Source organism: Candidatus Eisenbacteria bacterium, from assembly GCA_035577985.1.
Lineage (GTDB): Bacteria > Desulfobacterota > Binatia > DP-6 > DP-6 > DATJZY01.
Genome location: DATJZY010000129.1, coordinates 50,429 through 69,047 on the forward strand (window position 1 = coordinate 50,429; position 18,619 = coordinate 69,047).

Annotated in this window: 15 protein-coding genes; all 15 read left to right on the forward strand. The window is 73.5% G+C overall.

Annotation, left to right across the window (positions count from 1 at the left end):
• Positions 1-10 precede the first annotated feature (10 nt).
• From VMS22_18780 to VMS22_18850, 15 genes are read left to right on the forward strand one after another with little or no spacing between them, the layout of a single operon-like run.
• On the forward strand, positions 11-1,549 hold the full coding sequence (locus VMS22_18780) for an MraY family glycosyltransferase (protein ID HXJ36082.1): 1,539 nt from the start codon (positions 11-13) through the stop codon (positions 1,547-1,549).
• The gene (locus tag VMS22_18785) at positions 1,546-2,706 is read left to right on the forward strand and encodes a glycosyltransferase (GenBank protein HXJ36083.1); all 1,161 of its coding nucleotides are present in this window, start codon (positions 1,546-1,548) and stop codon (positions 2,704-2,706) included. The genes VMS22_18780 and VMS22_18785 overlap by 4 nt, the downstream gene beginning before the upstream one ends.
• Positions 2,696-4,246, forward strand: a complete 1,551-nt coding sequence (locus VMS22_18790) for an oligosaccharide flippase family protein (GenBank protein ID HXJ36084.1) — start codon at positions 2,696-2,698, stop codon at positions 4,244-4,246. The genes VMS22_18785 and VMS22_18790 overlap by 11 nt, the downstream gene beginning before the upstream one ends.
• Positions 4,240-4,977: a class I SAM-dependent methyltransferase gene (locus VMS22_18795; GenBank protein ID HXJ36085.1), complete on the forward strand. Its 738-nt coding sequence runs from the start codon at positions 4,240-4,242 to the stop codon at positions 4,975-4,977. The genes VMS22_18790 and VMS22_18795 overlap by 7 nt, the downstream gene beginning before the upstream one ends.
• A 3-nt stretch (positions 4,978-4,980) precedes the next feature.
• A complete protein-coding gene (locus VMS22_18800) occupies positions 4,981-6,318 on the forward strand; it encodes a glycosyltransferase family 4 protein (GenBank protein ID HXJ36086.1) in 1,338 nt (445 codons plus the stop codon).
• Positions 6,315-7,436: a glycosyltransferase family 1 protein gene (locus tag VMS22_18805; GenBank protein ID HXJ36087.1), complete on the forward strand. Its 1,122-nt coding sequence runs from the start codon at positions 6,315-6,317 to the stop codon at positions 7,434-7,436. The genes VMS22_18800 and VMS22_18805 overlap by 4 nt, the downstream gene beginning before the upstream one ends.
• Positions 7,436-8,611, forward strand: a complete 1,176-nt coding sequence (locus VMS22_18810; GenBank protein HXJ36088.1) for a glycosyltransferase family 4 protein — start codon at positions 7,436-7,438, stop codon at positions 8,609-8,611. The genes VMS22_18805 and VMS22_18810 overlap by 1 nt, the downstream gene beginning before the upstream one ends.
• A complete protein-coding gene (locus VMS22_18815; GenBank protein ID HXJ36089.1) occupies positions 8,608-9,546 on the forward strand; it encodes a GDP-mannose 4,6-dehydratase in 939 nt (312 codons plus the stop codon). Before VMS22_18810 ends, VMS22_18815 begins: the two co-directional genes overlap by 4 nt.
• A 7-nt stretch (positions 9,547-9,553) precedes the next feature.
• Entirely contained in the window at positions 9,554-10,789 is a 1,236-nt protein-coding gene (locus VMS22_18820) for a glycosyltransferase family 4 protein (protein HXJ36090.1), read from the forward strand.
• On the forward strand, positions 10,786-12,195 hold the full coding sequence (locus VMS22_18825; GenBank protein HXJ36091.1) for a hypothetical protein: 1,410 nt from the start codon (positions 10,786-10,788) through the stop codon (positions 12,193-12,195). The genes VMS22_18820 and VMS22_18825 overlap by 4 nt, the downstream gene beginning before the upstream one ends.
• A complete protein-coding gene (locus VMS22_18830) occupies positions 12,192-13,280 on the forward strand; it encodes a hypothetical protein (protein ID HXJ36092.1) in 1,089 nt (362 codons plus the stop codon). The genes VMS22_18825 and VMS22_18830 overlap by 4 nt, the downstream gene beginning before the upstream one ends.
• On the forward strand, positions 13,277-14,320 hold the full coding sequence (locus VMS22_18835) for a glycosyltransferase (GenBank protein ID HXJ36093.1): 1,044 nt from the start codon (positions 13,277-13,279) through the stop codon (positions 14,318-14,320). Before VMS22_18830 ends, VMS22_18835 begins: the two co-directional genes overlap by 4 nt.
• A complete protein-coding gene (locus tag VMS22_18840) occupies positions 14,317-15,390 on the forward strand; it encodes a glycosyltransferase family 9 protein (protein ID HXJ36094.1) in 1,074 nt (357 codons plus the stop codon). The genes VMS22_18835 and VMS22_18840 overlap by 4 nt, the downstream gene beginning before the upstream one ends.
• Before the next feature lie 4 nt (positions 15,391-15,394).
• Positions 15,395-17,290, forward strand: coding sequence for an asparagine synthase (glutamine-hydrolyzing) (gene asnB, locus VMS22_18845; protein ID HXJ36095.1), 1,896 nt, complete (start codon positions 15,395-15,397; stop codon positions 17,288-17,290).
• Between the two features lie 19 nt (positions 17,291-17,309).
• Complete coding sequence (locus tag VMS22_18850; protein ID HXJ36096.1) at positions 17,310-18,617, forward strand: glycosyltransferase family 4 protein; 1,308 nt, start codon at positions 17,310-17,312, stop codon at positions 18,615-18,617.
• The last annotated feature ends 2 nt before the right edge of the window (positions 18,618-18,619 follow it).

Consider the following 18,619-nt stretch of genomic DNA (forward strand, 5'->3'; position numbering starts at 1 on the left):
TCCCTCCGCCATGACCGCGATCGTCCTCCTGGCTCTCCTCGCCGCGACGGTGGCGAGCCTCGCCGCACCCTTGATGCGCCAGGTGGGCTTCGCCGTGGGCGCGATCGATCGTCCCGGGCATCGCAAGGTGCACGAGGTCGAGGTGTCGCGCCTGGGCGGCGTCACGGTGTGGGGCGCGTTCGTCGCCACGGCGATCGTGGCCGAACGCATGGGCGTCCTCGACGCGCAGGCGTTCACCCACGCCGGTGTCGCGTGGCCGCTCCTCGCCCTCGGTGCCGCGCTGCTCGCGGCGATCGGCGTCGTCGACGACGTGCGGAGCATGGGCGCGCACTGGAAGCTGCTCGTGCAGATCGTCGCCGCGTGCCTCGTCGTCGCCAGCGGCTGCGTGATCCGCGAGGCGACGAATCCGCTCACGGGCACCTCGCTCCAGCTCGGCTGGCTCGGAGCGCCGGTCACGATCTGCTGGGTGATCGGCATCACCAACGCGCTCAACCTGATCGATGGCCTCGACGGTCTCGCGGCGGGCGTCGGGCTCATCGTGTCCACCACCCTGTGCGTGATCTCGTTCTTCGCTGGCCGCGCCGACGTCGCGCTCCTCGCCGGCGTGCTCGCGGGCGCGCTGGTCGGGTTCCTGTACTTCAACTTCAACCCGGCCACGATCTTCCTCGGTGATTCGGGGAGCCTCTTTCTCGGCTACGCGCTCGCCGTGCTTTCGATCGAGGCCGCCCACAAGGGAACGACGGCCGTCCTCCTCATGGCTCCGATCCTGGCGCTCGGCATCCCGATCATGGAGACGATGCTGACCGTGCTGCGCCGCCTGCTCGTCTCGGCGTCGATCATGCAGGCCGACCGCGACCACATCCACCATCGCCTGCTCGCGCTCGGCCTCTCGCACCGCCGGGCGGTGCTGGTGCTCTATGCCGCGTGCCTGCTCCTGAATCTCGCGGCGGTCTTCACGGCCCGGGCGGCGACGCGCGATACGGCGCTCGTCGCGGTCGCGGTGGCGCTCGCGACGTTCCTCGGCGTGCGCAAGCTCCGCTACCACGATCTGGGGCTTCCGGGCATGGCGGCCATCGGACAGCACGCGCTGCTCGCCCTCGCCGACGCCGCCTCGCTCATCGTCGCGTACGCCGTCGCGGTGCTGGCGCTCCACGGCGGCTCGCTCCCGCCCAACGCCGGCATCGACGTCCTGCGCGCCGCCACGGTCGCGGGCGTGCTCGAGCTCTGCGTCCTGTTGCTGAGCGGCGTCTATCGCGACGAGCCCGGCGACCCGTCGCGCGGGCCGTGGCGCACGCTCGGCGTCTCGCTCGTCCTCGGCGCGATCGTCGCCAGCGCGGGACTCTACGCCACCCGCACGGCGCACTTCTTCGATCCGACGACGCTCGCGCTCGACCTCATCCTGTCGGCCGCGCTGCTCGCCGCGCTCCGCGGAGCGGCGCACCTCCGGCGCCGGATGATCGCGCTGAGAGCGCCGGCCGGCGCCGTCACGATCGAGACGACGCCGCCCGCGGAGGGGACGCCCGCAGCCGGCGGGAGAGACGCGGCGTGAGTGCGCCCCGCTTGAAGGTGCTCCAGGTCGGGAAGTTCTTCCCGCCGTACCGCGGCGGCATGGAGACCTACCTCGAGAGCCTCTGCGGCGAGCTCAGCCGCACGGTCGACGTGGAGGTGCTGGTCGCGAACACGACCGCACGCACCGTGCGCGAGGTCGTGAAGGGCGTTCCGGTGACGCGCACCGCGAGCCTCGGGCGTGTGCGCTCGGCGTCGTTGACGCCGCTGCTGGCGCGCGAGATCGCCCGCCGGGCGGCGGACGTGATCCACCTCCACACGCCGAATCCGATCGCGGAGCTCGCGGTCCTGCGCCACGTGCGCCGGCGTCGCACGAAGCTCGTGCTCACCTGGCACTCCGACATCGTCCGCCAGCGCTGGCTGGGGCGCCTCCATCAGCCACTCAGCCGGCGCCTGCTGGCGCGCGCGGACGCGATCTGTGTCGCGACGCCCCAGCACGTGACCACGTCCGCGCTGCTCCCGGACTACGCCGCGAAGTGCCACGTGTGCCCGTTCGGCGTCGACCTGGACGCCATGCGCGCCGACGCGGCCGACGTGAACGCCGTCCGGCGTCGCTATGGCACGCGCCCGATCGTGCTCGGCGTCGGACGGCTCGTTTACTACAAGGGGTTCGACGTGCTGCTCGAGGCGGTCGCCGGCCTCGACGCGACGCTGCTCATCGTCGGCGACGGTGAGCTGCGGCCGCGCCTGGAGGCGCGCATCTCGTCGCTCGGCCTCGAGGGACGCGCCTGGCTCGCCGGCGAGCAGCCGGACCTGCGGCCGTACTTCGCGGCCGCCGACGTGTTCGTCCTGCCGTCGACCCACCGCAGCGAGACCTTCGGCATCGTACAGCTCGAAGCGATGGCGTTCGAGAAACCCGTCGTCAGCACGCGGCTTGGCACGGGCGTCGAGTACGTGAACCTCGACGGCACGACGGGTCTCACGGTGGCGCCCGGCGATCCCACCGCGCTGCGCGCCGCGATCGCGCGCCTGCTGGCGACCCCGGCGCTGCGCGCGCGGCTGGGCACGAACGGTCGCCGTCGCGTCGAGGACGAGTTCACGATCCGCCGCGCGGCGGAGGGCGTGCTTGCGGTCTACCGGCGCGTCGCGGGGCGCGAGGTCGCGGTCGCGCCCGAGGGGCGGACGCGCGATGTGGCGTAAGCTCCTTCGCAACGCCCTCTCCAACGTGACCGGGACGGCGATCGGGCTCGCCGTCGGGTTCGTCACGATGCCGCTCGTGGTGCACCACCTGGGTCCGACGCAGTTCGGGCTCTGGGTGCTCGCGACCGGCGTCGTCGGCTACGTGGGCGTGCTCGACCTCGGCCTCGCGCCGACGCTGGTGAACGAAGCCGCAGCGCTGCTCGCGCACGACGACGCCGAGACGCACACGCGGCTCGACGAGACGACGAGCACCATCTACGCCGTGTACGCGGGACTCGGGCTCTTGGCCGCGCTCGGGCTCGCGGTCGTCGCCCTCGGCGCGAGCCGTCTCTTCCAGGTCGCGCCCGACGACCTCGCGACCTTTCGCATCGTGCTGCTCGTGGTCGGCGTGCAGACGGCGCTCGGGCTCCCGATGTCGGTGTGGAACGGCCTCCTCTCCGGCCTCCAGGCGTTCCACGTGCTCAACGCCATCGGCGTCGCGACGACCGTCGCGCGCGGTGCGCTCACGATCGCGCTCGTCCTCACCGGGCACGGTCTGGTCGCGCTGGTCGGGTCGTCGTTCGCCGTCACGCTCGCCGGCTGGCTCGCGGCGCGGGCGTGCGTGCACCGCCGGATCGCGGGGCTGCGCGTGCGGCTCACGGGCTTCCGGCGCGCGCGCCTGCGCGAGATCGGACGCTTCAGCATCGCCATGATCGTGTGGACGGCCGCCGGCGCGACCCTCCACCAGCTCGACCGCATCCTCATCGGCATCGTGCTGCCGGTCGCCTCGCTCACGACCTACGAAATCGGTGCGCGGCTCGCGAACTACTCGCGCGCGCTCCTGCACAGCTGGCTCGGGATCGTGATGCCGGCCACCTCGGCGCTCGCGGCGCGCGGCGAGCGTGGCCGGCTGCGGTCGCTCTACCTGCGCACGACGCGCTACCTCATGACGACGTACGCCGGCGTCGTCGTGCTGCTGCTCGGCTTCGGCGGCCCGCTCGTGCGCCTGTGGATGGGCCCCGGGTTCGAGGAGGGCTACGTCGTGATGAGCCTCCTCCTCGTCGGCAGCCTCGTGCAGAGCCAGAACGTGGTTGCCCACGTGATGCTGCCGGGCGTCGGCGAGCTGCGGATCTTCACGATCTTCATGGCGATCTACCCGGTGGTCACCGCGGCGTGCGCGGTGACGGGCATCCTCACCGCCGGCCTCACCGGGCTCGCCGCCGGTACGGCGACGGCGATGCTCGTCATGGAGTCGGTCTTCCTCGTCGTCGTGCGGCGCCGCTTGGGTGTGTCGCTGCGGCGCGTGCTCGCGCGCTGCCACTGGCCGGTCGCGAAGGCGACACTGCCGGCGGCGCTCTGGATCGTGCTCCTGCGCCTGGTGACGCCGGTCGAGTCGTGGCTCGCGCTCGCGGTCACCGGCGCCGTCGCGGGCCTCGTCTTCCTCTCCGCCGCGTGGACGGGCACGCTCACGCCCGCCGAGCGGCGGGCGGTGTCGTCGGCCCTGGGCGAGCGCTGGCGCGCGGCAACGCGTGCGGAGCTTCCGGGCGAGGCATCATGCTGACCAAGACCGAGAGCTCGCGCGCGGCGCTCCACGTGACCGCGCTCGCCTACCACGCCGAGCCGGGTCTGACGCCGCTCAGCGACGAGAAGACGGCCGTGCTCGCGCGCGTGCCGCCGGGGGCCCACGTCCTGGAGGTGGGCGCGCACACGGGATACTTCTCGGCCCAGCTCCGCGCGCGCGGCTGCACGGTGACGGCGCTCGAGGTCGACCCGCGCGCGGCGCCGCACGCCTCGCGCTTCGCCGATCGCGTCGTGGTGGGCGACGTCGAGGACCCGCACGTGCGCGCGAAGCTCGACGGCCCGTTCGACGTCGTGCTCTTCATGCACGTCCTCGAGCACCTGGTCGATCCCTGGACGACGCTCGGGGCGATGCGGGAGATGCTCGCGCCCGGCGGCCTCGCGATCGTGCTCTTGCCGAACGTCGCGTGCTGGCAGGTCCGCAAGACGCTCTTCTTCCGCGGCACCTTCGAGTACGAGGAAACCGGCATTCTCGATCGCACGCACCTGCGCTTCTTCACGCTCGGGTCGGGCCGAGGTCTCCTCGAAGCCAGCGGCTACGTCGTGCGCGCGTGGACGCCGACCGGCGTGTGCGTGCCGCTCGAGCGCCGGATCTCGCGCGTCCCGATCCTGCGTGCCCTCGCGCCCGTCTGGCACCGCTGGTGGCTGGCCTGGTTCCCGAACCTCTGCACGGAGATCGTGCTCTACGAGGCCGTGCCGCGGGGCAAGGCGTAGGACGTGGCGCGCGTCGCGTTCACGCTCGATGAGCCGCTCGCCCGTGCGGACGGCCGCATGGCCGGGCTCCAGGTGCGCGTGCTCGAGATGGCGAGCGCGCTCGCGCGCGCCGGTCACGACGTCGTGGTCGCGGCGCCGCCGCCCGTCCCGGCGGACGTGCGGTTCCCCGTCGTCGCGCCGGATGCGCTCGGGGCGGCGGGTCCGTTCGACGTCTGGATCACCCACCCGCGGATGGTCGCCGCCCACGCGGCGCGGCTCTCCACGCGCGCGCTCGTCGTCGACGGCTACGAGTCGCCGTTCGGGAGCTTCCTGTCGCAGGCGACGGCGCTCCTGCCGCGCCTGGGCGCACGCGTCGCCCGCGACTACCGCGCGACGGCCGTGCAGTTCCTCGCCGCCTTCGCGCGCGCCGATCGGGTCCTGTGTGCGAACGAGAGCCAGCGCATCTCGTACCTCACGATCCTCTCGATGCTCGGCCGCGTCGGTCCGCGCTCGCCGGGGACGGACGCCGTGCTCTGCGTCTCGTCGGGGGCAGCGGCCGCACCGCCCGAGCGCCCGCGCGACGCCGTCGCGCACGATCCGGTGCTCCTGTGGTGCGGCGGCTGCTACCCGTGGTTCGACGTCGAGACCTATCTCCAGGCGCTGCCGGCCATCGTCGCGGCGGTGCCACAGGTGCGCCTGCGCTTCGCGGGCATCGACGGCGTCGGGGGCGACGAGCTGCCGCTCGCGCGGCGGATCCGCGACGTCGTCGCGGGGTCGCCCGACTTGCGTGCGCGCACCGAGTTCACGGACTGGCGTCCGTACGCCGAGCGCGGCGCGCTCTACGCCGGCGCCGACGTCGGCGTGTGCACGTACGGCGATCATCTCGAGACACGGCTCTCGATGCGCACGCGCACGATCGACATGATCTGGGGCGGGCTGCCGTTGGTGGTGTCGGCGGGCGACGAGCTGAGTCGCACCGTCGAGTCGCACGCCCTGGGCCGGGTCGTGCCGCCGGGGGATCCGATCGCGCTCGCGGCCGCGGTGACGGAGCTTCTCGGCGACGCGCCGGGGCGCCGGCGCGCGACCGCGAACGCGCGCGCGCTCGCGACCGGCGCGCTCGGCTGGGATCGGCAGGTGGAGCCGCTCGCCGCCTTCTGTGCCGCGGTCGAGACGGGACGGATCGCGCCGCACGCGGCGCTTCCGGCGGCCGAGACGATCGTGCGCCTGAACGACGGTCCGCGGCGGCGGGCGGCCGACGCCGTGCGCCGGCTCGCGTGGCGGCTCGGCAACGCGTGGCGGCGGGCGCGGACGGAAGGCGTCGGGCCGATGCTCCGTCCCATGCTGCGCAAGGTGGGGACGTGAGCCGGGCGCGGCTCCGCGTCGGCGTCGACGGCCGCGTGCTCTCCATTCCCGCGACGCGCGGGTGGACGCGCTACGCGACGAACCTCCTGCGCGCGCTCTCGGCGCGCGACGACGTCGAGCTCGTCGTCTTCACGCGCGAGGACCCGTGTCCGCAACACCTCGCCGGGGTGAACGCGCGCGTCGTGCGCGCCGACCTGCCGCGCGAAGCCCTGTGGAACGATTGGTGGCTGCCGCGTCGCCTGCGTGCCGAGGGCGTCGACGTCTTCCACGCGCTCGCCGATCGCGGACTGCCGTGCTGGAAGCCGTGCGCGCTCGTCGTCACGCTGCACAACTCCTTCGAGCGGGCGCACTGGCGGCGGCTCTTCCCGACACCCAAGCGCCGGCTCTGGTACTGGAAGCACGAGCTCGTGAACGCGCGACTCGCCGACCTCGTGCTCACGGTGTCGGACACGACGCGCGAGGAGCTGATCGCCCACGGTGTGTGTGCGCCGGAGAAGCTGGCGCGCGTCTACCTCGCGCCGGCCGCCGAGTTCCGCGCCGAGCCCGAGCCGGGCGATCCCGGCGTGCGCCGCCGCCACTGCCTCGCGCGACCCTACGTGCTCTACGTCGGCGGATACGATCCGCACAAGAACGTCGACACGCTCGTGGAGGCGTTCGAGCGCGCCGCGCTCGCCGATCACGACCTCGTCGTGGTGGCCGCACGCACGCCGGCCGACGAGGCCCTGCGCGCGCGCTGGCGCGGGCTCGGCTGCTCGGGGCGGCTGCGGCTCCTCGAGGCACCGCCGGAGGACCTGCCGGCGCTCTATCGCGGCGCCGAGGTGTTCGTGAACCCGTCGCTGTGGGAGTCGTTCAGCTTCCAGCTCGTGGAGGCCATGGCGACGGGCGTACCGCTCGTCGCATCGCGACGCACCGCCATCCCCGAGATCGTGGGCGACGCCGGCATCCTCTTCGAGCCGTCGAGCGTCGCCGAGCTGGCAGCGCTCCTGCGTGTCGTCACCAGCGACGCGGCGCTGCGCACCGACCTGCGCACGCGCGGCCTGCGACGGGTGCGGCAGTTCGACTGGACGACGGTGGCGGCCGAGACCGTGGCGGCGTACCGCCAGGCGGCGGGCGGGTGATGCGCGCCGTCCTCGTCCTTCCCGCCGCGCCGCTGCCGTTCGGCGACACCGCCGCACGCTGGTTCCATCTCCTCGCACGCCAGCTGCTCGCGGCCGGCCACGACGTGTCGTGCCTCACGGTGAGCGAGGAGCCGGCGGCGCGGATCGACGAGGCGCGCGGGCGCCTCGAGGCCGTGGCACCGGCCGGGCGGCTGCGCTGGGCCGCGTTTCCGCTGCGCAGCACGGCGGGTCCGCTCTGCCGCAAGCTCCGCAACGCGCGCCGGCCGTTCAGCGAGATGATCCACGCGCCCGGCTTCCGCGACGCGCTCGGGCGCGAGCTCGCGCGCGGCTACGACGTCCTGCACCTCGAGCAGCTCTGGTCGGGATGGGCCGGGCTCGGCGTGCCGCGCAGCCTCCTCAACGTCCACCACCTGGAGGTCATCGATCTCGAGCACGCGCGGCCGGCGACGTTCGCCCAGCGAAAGGAGCTCTGGCAGATGCGGCGTGCGACCGATCGCCTCCTGCGCGCGACCGACTCGATGCGGCTCTTCACGTCGCGCCTGCTCGATGCCGTCCGTCGCGTCAACGACGGCGCGCGCTGCTGGGTCGTCCCGTTCGCGCTCGACCTCGACCTCTATCCGTTGCAAGCGGTCGTCGACGAGCCGGTGGTGGGGCTCCTCGGCTCGATGCACTGGCCGCCGTCGCGCTCGGCGGCCGAGCGCTTGCTGACGCGGATCTGGCCGCGCGTCGCCGCGCGCGCGCCGCACGCCCGCCTGCTGGTCGCGGGGTGGAACGCGCGGCGCTATCTGACGCCGTTCGCGGCGACGCCCGGCGTCACGATCGAGGAGAACCTCCCATCGCCGGAGGACTTCTTCCGGCGCGTCTCGGTGCTGGCGTACGCCCCCGGACGCGGCAGCGGCATGAAGATCAAGGTGATGGAGGCGATGGCCTACGGCGTCCCCGTCGTGACGACCAGCGAGGGCGTCGAGGGCATGGACGTCGACGACGGCGTCCAGGCGTTCGTTGCCGAGGAGGACGACACGATTGCCGACCGCATCGTGGCGCTCCTGGACGACCGTGCCACGCGCCTGCGCCTGCGGGCGGCGGCACGCGGATTGCTCGAGGACCGGTACACCCCGGGGCCCGTCATGGCCCGGATGATGGATGTCTACGGACACGTGGCGAGGTGCGCATGAGGCCGATGATGGTGTTGGGTGGGGCGGGGTTCGTGGGGCATCATCTGGTGCCGCGGCTGCTCGAAGAGGGGCGCGAGGTCGTCGTGCTCGACAACCTGTCGCGCGGCTCGATCGAGCGGTTCGGCCCGCACCTGGGCGATCCGCGCCTGCACGTGGTGCGAGGCGACGTGACCGACGCCGTGCTCCTGCGCACCGTGGTCGCCGACGTCAGGCCCGCCGTCGTCTTCCACCTGGCGGCGATCCACTTCATTCCGTACTGCGTCGCGCATCCGAGCGAGGCGCTGGTCGTGAACGTGGTCGGCACCCAGCTCGTGCTCGACGCGCTCGCGGCGGTGCCCGACGCGCGGCTCGTGTTCGCGTCGAGCGCCGACGTCTATGCGCCGTCGGCGGCGCCGCACGCCGAGACCGACCCGATCGCGACCTCGAACGTCTACGGCGCCTCGAAGCGCTTCTGCGAGGAGCTCTTCGCCATCGAGCGTGCGAAGGATTCCGCGCGGCGCATCCTCACGGCGCGGCTCTTCAACGTGTTCGGTCCGGGCGAGACGAATCCGCACGTGCTGCCGGACATCCTGGAGTCGCTCCGGCGCGGCGGCACGCTGCGGCTCGGCAACCTCGAGCCGCGACGCGACTACGTCCACGCCCGTGACGTGGCGGACGCCCTCGCGCGCCTGGCGACCTACGCCGGGCCGGAGACCGTCTTCAACGTCGGCACCGGCGTCGGCACCTCGGTGCGCGAGCTGGTCGCGACCCTGTCCGAGGTGCTCGGGCGATCGCTGCGCGTCGAGCAGGACCCCGCGCGCGTACGGCCGATCGAGCGCATGCACCTCGTCGCCGATGCGGGACGGGCGCGGCGCGAGCTCGGATGGACGGCGCGCATGACGCTGCGCGAGGGGCTGCGCGACCTCGTGCAGCGGGAGCTCGCCGCGGTCGCGTGAGCGACGGATGGGAGCACGTCTCCTCTTCGTCGTTCCGAACGTGCCGTATCCGCTCGCGACGGGCGGGCATCTTCGGGACTGGCAGATCCTCAACCTGCTCGCGCGGCGCGGCGTCCGCCCCGCGCTGCTCTACTTCGGGGCGGGCGAGGCGTATCCGCTGGCCGCCGACGCACCCGTGCACGCGCTCGCGTCGAGCGTCGCCTTCGGCGGCGCCCGCGTCGAGGAGCCGGACGGGAGCCTGTGGGCGACGATCGCGCGCAAGCTCTCGTACGCGACCGGCGCGGGCACGACGCATCCGTTCGCATACCAGTACGACGCCATGAGCGCGCACGAGACGATCCTCGCCGAGGCGGCGCGCGTCGGCGCCCAGGCCGTCGTCGTACGGGCCTTCTGGTGCCACCACGCGCCGCGCCTTCGGGCGGAGGGGTTGCAGGTCGTCGCCAACTGTCCCGATTCCAACATCCGCCTCGCGCGCGAGATGGTGCGGTCCGTCGCGAGCCCGGCGGCGAAGCTGGGCCCGCTCTGCAACCAGGTCGCGGTCCGGCGGCTCGAGCGCGAGTACCTCGGGCGCGCCGACGAGGTGTGGGTGCCGACGGCGAGCGAGCGCGCCGAGATCGCCGCGCTCGGCGGGTCCGCGCGGCTGGTCACGGTGCCGAATCTGGTCGACGTCGACGCCTGCCCGAACCTGGCGGCGACCGCGCCCGAGCCCGACACGCTCCTGTTCGTCGCGAACTTCGGGTACGCGCCCAACGCCAACGCGGCGGGGCGCCTCCTTCGCCGCGTGTTTCCGGCCATTCGAAACCGGCGGCCGCGCGCGCGCCTGCTCCTGGTCGGGGGCGGCATGTCGCCCGCGCTGCGCCGCCTGGCGGCGGCGACCGACGGCGTCGAGGCCACCGGGTTCGTCGCGGATCTGACGCCCGTCTATCGCCGGGCCGCGCTCGTGCTGCTGCCGGTCCGCGAGGGCGCCGGGATGCTCTTCAAGACGATCGAGGCCCTCGCGTACGGGAAGGCGACGGTGGGCTTCCCGGAGGCGTACCGAGGCATCGACGCCGACCCCGAGTCGGCGTTTCTGACAGCCGGCCGCGACGCCGATCTGGCGCTCGCGGCGAGCCGACTGCTTGAAGATGACGCCGCGCGCCGGATGCTGGGAGAGGGAGCCCGAGCGTTCGCCGCCGCCCGTCTGTCCTGGGACTACGGCGTGCGCTGTCTCGACGAATCGCTCGTGGCCCGATTGGGCGGATGACGATGCGGCTGAACGATCACGGCGGGCTCGCGTGCACCGGCACGACGTGGAGCCTCTTCGCGCTCGTCGTCGTCGCGTGGCTCGTGGGACCGAGCCTCGCCCTCGTGCGCCGCGGCGGCTGGCGAGCCATGCGGACCTCGCTCCTGGGCTACGTGTGGCTCGGCTTCGCGATCGACTTCGTCGTCCGCTTTCTGCTGCTCGTCGTCGACTCGGTCGAGTTCGGGAACGACACCTTCCGACTCGCCGATCTGGCGGCCACGACCGTCGACCGCGCGCTCCTGCTGAGCCTCGTCTACTGGGCGTGCGTCGTTCTCGGCTTCGCGCTCTGGGGACGCCTGCGTTCGCCCGCTCTCCTCCGCGGGGTCGGCGTGCTCGGCGGCGAGGGGAGCACACGGCGCCGCGCCGCGCTCCTCGTCGCTACGACGGCGTGCTTCATCCTGTCGGTCGGCCCCTTCGGCGTACCGCTCACGCTGGTGACGCCGCTCGGCATCGCCGGCAGCCTGTGGGTGATTCCCGCCGCGGCCACGTGGGCCGACCACGTCACCGGGGAGACCGATCGCACGACCGATCCACGCGTGCGCTGGTTCGTCCTCGCGCCCGCGCTCGTCCGCTTCCTCGTGAGCCCGTATCGCGAGCACCTGGTGCCCGTCGTCTTGATTCCCATGCTCGCGTGGTGGTGCGCGCGCGGGCGGCTGCCGCGCCGCCAGGTGATGGTGGCCGCGGCCGCGCTGCCGCTCTTCGTGCTGGGCGGCAACGTGACGCAGGCGTATCGCGACGTGCTCTGGGGCGGCGCTCCGATCGGCCACGTCGCCGAAGGCGTCACCGGCTCGGACGACGACATGATCGTCGAGCCCGATCCGGGATGGCTGGTCGCCATCCGCCGGTTCCACGGGCTCGATTCGCTGCTGCTGACGATCGACCTCGTCCCGTCGGCGTTCCCGTTCCGCGACGACCCCGTCGTGAGCGACGCCTTCGTGCGCGGGCTCGTGCCGCGCGCGGTGCTGCCGACGAAGGCGCTCTCCGATCGTGGCCCCGAGTTCGCGCGCACGATCTGGTCGTTCGACAGCGGCATCGAGAGCGACGCGGCGATCGCGCCGTCGATGCCGGGCGACCTCTACCACGCGGGCGGCGCGTACACCGTCGCCCTCGGTGCGCTCGTGTGGGGGCTGCTGCTCGGCCTGGTCGATCGGTGGAGCGACGCGCTGCCGGCCTCGGGTCGTGCCGCGATGCTGGCCCTGTTCGCGACCCAGGTGGTCCCGAGCGTCGAGCGCGACTTCGAGCACTGCGTGGCGACCCTCCTCCAGACGCTCGTCGTGATCGCCGTCGCGGGCGGCGTCCTCTCGCAGGTGTGGCGTCGCGCTCGTCCGGGGCCGCTGCCGGCCGGCATCCCGGAGCCGGTAGCATGAAGGTCGCGATCCTCCTGAATCGCCCGCGGCCGCGCCTGCGCACCTTCGGCAAGCAGGTGCTCACCGCCGGCTACGAGCTGGCGCGCGGGCGCAGCGGGGCCGGAGCGGTCCTGCCGGAGTTCGACGCGTTCGCCGGCCTCCTCGACGAGGATCCGATCGTTTTCGGCACCGAGTCGGAGATCGACTGGGCGGCGCTCGCGCGCGCGGATCTCCTCCTGTGGGAGTGGGGTTGGACGGAGGTGCCGCCGGCGCGGCTGCTCGAGATCCGCCGGCGCTCCGACGTGCCGGCGATCCTCTTTCCTGGCCCGCTCGACCGCTTCTGGCGCGAGGTCGAGCCGCGACACGTGCCGACGCACCTGGCGGCGCTCGCCGCGACCGACGCCATCGGCGTCATGCTGCGCGACACCGCGAGCGTCTACGCGGCGCTCGCGCCGGCGGCGCACGTCTTCCACATGCCCGTCCCGGTCGACACCGAGCGCTTCGGTGCCATGGCGACCGATCCCGCCGGACGCGACGACGTGGTCCTGCTCTCCGCGCCGACGCGGTTCTGCGGGCCCGCGAGCCAACTCCCCATCACGACCTTCCTCGCCTTCCGCCGCCTGGTGGCGGAGCGGCCGCGCCTCGAAGGTCTCGCCTTCTGCTACGACGACGACGAGGAGCGGCAGACCCGCGCCATGCTGCGCGAGCTCGGGCTCGCGGGGCGCGTGCAGGTGCGCGCCTACGTGCGCCCCCTCGGGCGCTTCCTCGACCTGGTGAAGTCCTGCCGCCTCGCGCTCGCGCTGCCGCACGCGGTGATCCAGGGCCGCACGGCCATGATGGCGGCGTGCCTGCGCATCCCGATGGTGACGAGCGAGGAGCTCGAGACCCACCGCACGCTCTTTCCCCACACGACGGTACGCTGGCACGACGTCGACGGCGCCGTGAGGGCGTGCCGCCGCCTGCTCGAGGACGAGCGCTTCGCCGCCACCGTGCGCGCCGAGGCGTGGACCGCAGTCGACTACTACACGGTGGCGCGCGCCCGCGCGCGGCTCGCGGCCGCCGTCCAAACCATCAGCGAGCGACGTCGCTTGCGGGAGGGCGCATGAAGATCCTCTACACCGGACCCCTGACCTCGGGTGACACGTGCGAGCTGCGTCGGCACGTCCTCGAACGCCTCGGCCACCAGACGATCCCCGTCGACTACCTGCCGTTCGTCCGCGGCTACGAGGGGCTCGCCCGCCGGGTGCAGTGGCACCTGCGCATGGGCCCCATGGTGCGCGACTACAACCATGCGCTCGAGGAAGCGCTCGCAACCGCCCCCGACGTCATGTGGGTCGACAAGGGCATCTTCGTCACGCCCGCGACACTCGCGGCCGCGCGACGCGCGGGCGTGCGCTGGCTCGTCCACTACTCGCCGGACAACTACCTCCTGCGCGAGAACTCGTCACGGCACTTGTGGCGCTCGATGCCGCACTACGACCTCGTCGCGACGACCAAGCGCCACAACGCGACGCTGCTCGGCGCGACCGGCGCGCGCAAGATCGTCCTCTCCGGCAACGCCTACGACTCCGAGATCCATCGGCCTGTGGCGCTCACTGCGGCCGAACACGACGTGCTCGGCAGCGACGTATCGTTCATCGGCCGGTGGGAGCGGTCGCGGCAACGGCTCCTCGAGCCGCTCGCGGCATTGCCGATCCGGCTGCGCGTGTGCGGCCCGGGCTGGGAGCGCGTGCGCTCGGGTCCGCTGCGCGACGCCTGCGTGCCCGGCGCGATCTACGGCGACGACTACGCGAAGGCGATCTCGGGCGCCAAGATCAACCTCGGCCTCCTCTCGACGGTCGCCGGCGACGCGATCACGCAGCGGTCGATCGAGATTCCCGCCTGCGGGGCGTTCATGCTGGCCGAGCACACGAGCGAGCACGAGGCCCACTTCGTCGACCGGGAGGAGGCCGCGTTCTTCGACGGCGCGGACGATCTCGTCGACAAGGTGCATCACTACCTCGCGGACGACGCGGCACGACAGCGCATCGCCGCCGGGGGGCGGGCGCGCTGCCTGCGCTCGGGCTACTCGTACGAGGCGCGCCTCACGGAGATCCTCGACACGCTCGAGCGCACCGTCCCGGTGCGTCGTAGCGCCGCCGCATGAGGCGACCCCGCCGCATCCTCGTCTACCGCTGCGGCGCGCTCGGCGACACGATCGTCGCGCTGCCGGCCATCCACGCCCTGCGCGACGCCTTCCCGGCGGCCGAGCTCGCGCTCATGACGGCGAACGAGGGCGACGGCGTCGTGTGGACGGACGAGGTGCTGCGCGACTTCGGATGGTTTGCGCACGTCGTCACGTATCGGGCCCGCGAGCTCGCGACGGTGCGGGGCCGGGGCGAGATCCTCCGGCGGGTGCGCGCGTTCGGACCCGATCTCGTCGTGCACCTCGGGAGCGACCGTGACTCGGGTCTACGGCTCCTGCGCGATCGGCTCTTCTTCGCGCTCGCGGGCGCACGGCGGTTCGTCGGCGGTCGCGCGAGCAAGGCCACCTTCTTCGGGCGCCTGCGCCGCGAGCGGCGCGAGTACCCGTACGAGGTCGACCGGCTGCTCGACGTCGCGCGCCGTGCGGGTGCCGCCGCCGGCGCCCCGCGCTTCGACCTGCCCCTCGGCACGGCGCATGCCGAGCGCGTGGCGGCGCTCCTCGCCGCGCGCGGCATCGGCCAGACACGGCCGCTCGTCGCCATGTGCCCGGGCTCGAAGCAGGGTGCCAAGCGGTGGCCGGTCGAGCGCTGGGGCGAGCTCGGCGCACGCATCGTCGCGCACGGTGCCGACGTCGCGATCGTGGGAGGCGCGGACGAGGCGCGCGTCGCGGCGACGGTCGCGCGGAGCTGGCCCGCGGGCCGCTGGACGTCGCTCGCAGGCGAGCTGTCGATCATGGAGTCGGCCGAAGCGCTGCGCCGGGCGTGCCTCTACGTCGGCAACGACACGGGCGCGATGCACCTCGCGGCGGCGGTCGCCACGCCGTGCGTCGCGGTCTTCGGGGCGCGCGAGCTGGCGCGGAGCTGGCATCCCTACGGGGCGGCGCACGTCGTGCTGCGCCACGATGCGGTGCCGTGCGCGAATTGCTACCTCGCCGAGTGCACGAGCGAAGGCCTGCGCTGCCTCACCGCGATCACGGTCGACCAGGTGTGGACGGCGTGCCGGGCGAAGCTCCCAATGCGGCAGGCGGCGTAGCGCCATGTGCGGCATCGCGGGCATCTGGGGCGACGGGGAGAGCCGCCTCCTCGAGACGGCGGTCGGGCGCATGGTCGCCGCGCAGCAGCATCGCGGCCCCGACGAAGCGTGCACGGTGGCCGTGCCGACCGGGCCGCGGTCGCTCGTGCTCGGATTCGATCGCCTGGCGATCATCGATCTCACGCCCGACGCGAGCCAGCCCATGCGCGATCCGGCGACGGGCTCGTGGCTCGTCTTCAACGGCGAGATCTACAACTTCCGCGAGCTGCGTGCCGAGCTGTCCGACGCGGGCTACCCGTTCCGCTCGCGCGGGGACTCCGAGGTGCTGCTGGCGGTCCTCGTGCGCTTCGGTGCGGCGGCGACGCTCCCCCGGCTCCGGGGCATGTACGCGTTCGCGTTCTACGACGGCCGTACGCGCCGGCTCGTCCTGGGTCGCGATCCCTTCGGCATCAAGCCGCTCCTCTATGCCCGCGTCGGCGGTGCGTTCGTGTTCGCGTCGGAGCTGCGTGCCGTCCGCGCGGCGGGCTTGGGTCCGCTCTCGCTCGACCGCGAGGCGCTGGGTGCGTACCTCGCCTTCGGCGCCGTGCCCGAGCCGCACACGATCGCGCGCGAGGTCCGCATGCTGCCGCCCGGGCACGTGCTCGAGGTCGACGCACACGGGGCGCAGAGCGACCCGCGTCCCGTCCACGTGATCGAGAGCCTCCTCGGCGAGCCCGAGCGCGGCGACGTCGGGTGGGAGGACGCGGTCGTCGACGTCGAGCGCGTGCTCACGCGGACCGTCGAATCGCACCTCGTGAGCGACGTGCCGGTGGGCGTGCTGCTCTCGGGCGGGATCGACTCGACGCTCGTGGCGAGCGTCGCGGCCCGCTACGTGGAGCCGCACTTCCTCACGGTCGGCTTCGACGACCCGCGCTTCTCGGAGGTCGCGACCGCGCGCGCCACCGCCCTGCGTCTCGGCGGCCGGCACCACGTGGTCTCGCTCTCGCCGGGCGACGTGCTCGGCGTCCTGCCCGCGGCGCTCGCGGCGATGGACCAGCCGACGGCCGACGGCGTCAACACCTTCGTGATCGCGCGCGCGGCCGCCGAGCGGGGGATCAAGGTGCTGGTCTCCGGCCTCGGGGGCGACGAGGTGTTCGGCGGCTACACGACGTTCCGGAAGGCTCCGTTCCTCGCCGCCCACGCGCGCTGGCTGGCGCCGCTGGCGCGCGGGCTCGCGGTCGCCGGCGCCGGCAACGTCGCGCAGTGGCGCAAGATCGCCGCGGCGAGCGCCGTGCGCGACCTGGTCCCGGCCTATCTCCTCCAGCGTGCGCTCGGCTGCGAGCCGGCGCCGGAAGCCGTGCTGCCCGCGGGGGTGCGCGTCGGTCTCGCGCCGCCGCCGTCGGCTTCGGATTACCGCCGCGTGTCGTACCTGGAGCTCGTCTTCTACCTCCGCAACCAGCTCCTGCACGACGCCGACGTCTTCAGCTCGGCGAGCTCGGTCGAGCTGCGCGTTCCCTTCCTCGATGTCGACGTGCTGCGCCAGGCATGGACGCTGCCGGCGGCGTGGCACCTGGGTCGTGTCGGCAGGCGCAAGCGGATGCTCAGGGCCGTGCTCCGACGGCTCGAGCCCGCGCATCCCGTGGGTCGGGCGAAGATGGGCTTCGCCTTTCCGTGGGACGCGTGGCTCCGCGGTCCGCTCGCCCCGCACGTAGCGACGACGCTCGCCGACCGCGACGCGCACGACGCCCTCGGCATCGACGTCGCCGAGAGCGTGCGCCTGCTGGCGGCGTTCCGCCGGCGCGACGCGCGCTTCGGCTGGGCGCAGGTCTGGTCGCGCTTCGTCCTCGTCGAATGGTACCGCCGCGCGGGTCTCGCGGCGCCGGCCGGCGCGGTCGCAGCACCGTCGCGAGCGACGGCATGACGCGCACGGAGGAGGCGCCGTGAGGCGCCGACGCCCATCGGAGCGCGGCCGCGAAGCGGTCGCGCGCACGGGGGCAGAAAGCGGGTCGCCGGAGGCGACCCGCCTTCATATAGTCGTTCTCACGACGCTGGCCGAGCTCGGGGGCGCGGAGCGCAGCCTGCTGGAGCTCGTCCGCCGCCTCACGCCCGAGCTGCGCTTCACGCTCGTCCTGCCCGAGGACGGGCCGCTCGCGAGCGTCGCGTGCGAAGCGGGCGCGTCGGTCGAGCTGGTCCGGTGGCCGCGCGTCCTGTCGGGGTTGGGCGAGCGGGCGCGGCGCCGCATCGGTCCGGTCGCGCTCGTGCGCGCGGCCGCGTCCGCGCCCGGCGTCCTCGCCGCGCTCGGCCGGACGATCCGGCGTCTCGAGCCCGACGCCGTCGTCACCAACGGCATCAAGGCCCACGTGCTGGGAGCGCTCGTGCGGCGATCGTCCGGCACCCCGCTCGTCTGGTACGCGCGCGAGGGGCTGGAGGATCGGCCGCGCTCGCGTGCCCTGCTGCGTCTCGCGGCCGCGCGCTGCGACGGCGCGATCGCGATCTCCCGCTACGTCGCCAGCGAGTTCCGGCCGCTCGTACCGCCGCGCGCGCCCATCCACGTCGTGCCCAACATCGTCGACCTCGAACGCTTCCGCCCCGGCCTGCGCGCGGCTGCCGATCTCGCGAAGGCGCCGGACGAGATCCGCTTCGGCGTGGTCGGCGCGCTGACGCCACTCAAGGGTCAGGACCTGTTCCTGGACGCCGCCGCACGCGTGGTCCGCGAGGTCCCGCGAGCGCGGTTCGTGATCGTCGGTGGATCGCCGTATCGCACCGAAGCGGGGCTCGGCTTCGAGGCGGCGCTCCTGGAGCAGGCGCGCACGCTCGGGATCGAGCCGCAGGTGTCCTTTCTCGGTGCGCGTGAGGACGTCGCGAGCGTGATGGCCGGCCTCGATGTGCTCGTGCAGCCGAATCGCGGGCCCGAGGGACTCGGGCGCAGCATCCTCGAGGCCATGGCGTCGGCGGTTCCGGTGGTCGTCGTCGATCGCTGGGGGCCGCGCGAGCTCGTGCGCGACGGCGAGACCGGGCTCCTGGTGCCGCCGCTCGACGTCCCCGCGCTCGCCGAGCGTATGGTGACCCTCGCACGCAATCCCGCGCTACGCGCGCGCCTGGGCCGTGCCGGGCGTGCGTGGGTCACGGCCGAGCACGATCCCGACCGTCTCGCTGCGCGCTGTCGGGATGCCCTCGTGGAGATGATCGGGGCAGGGGCGCCTCGCCGCGGCCCGGGCGTTAAAGAAATGGCGCTCTCCGGCCGATAGCC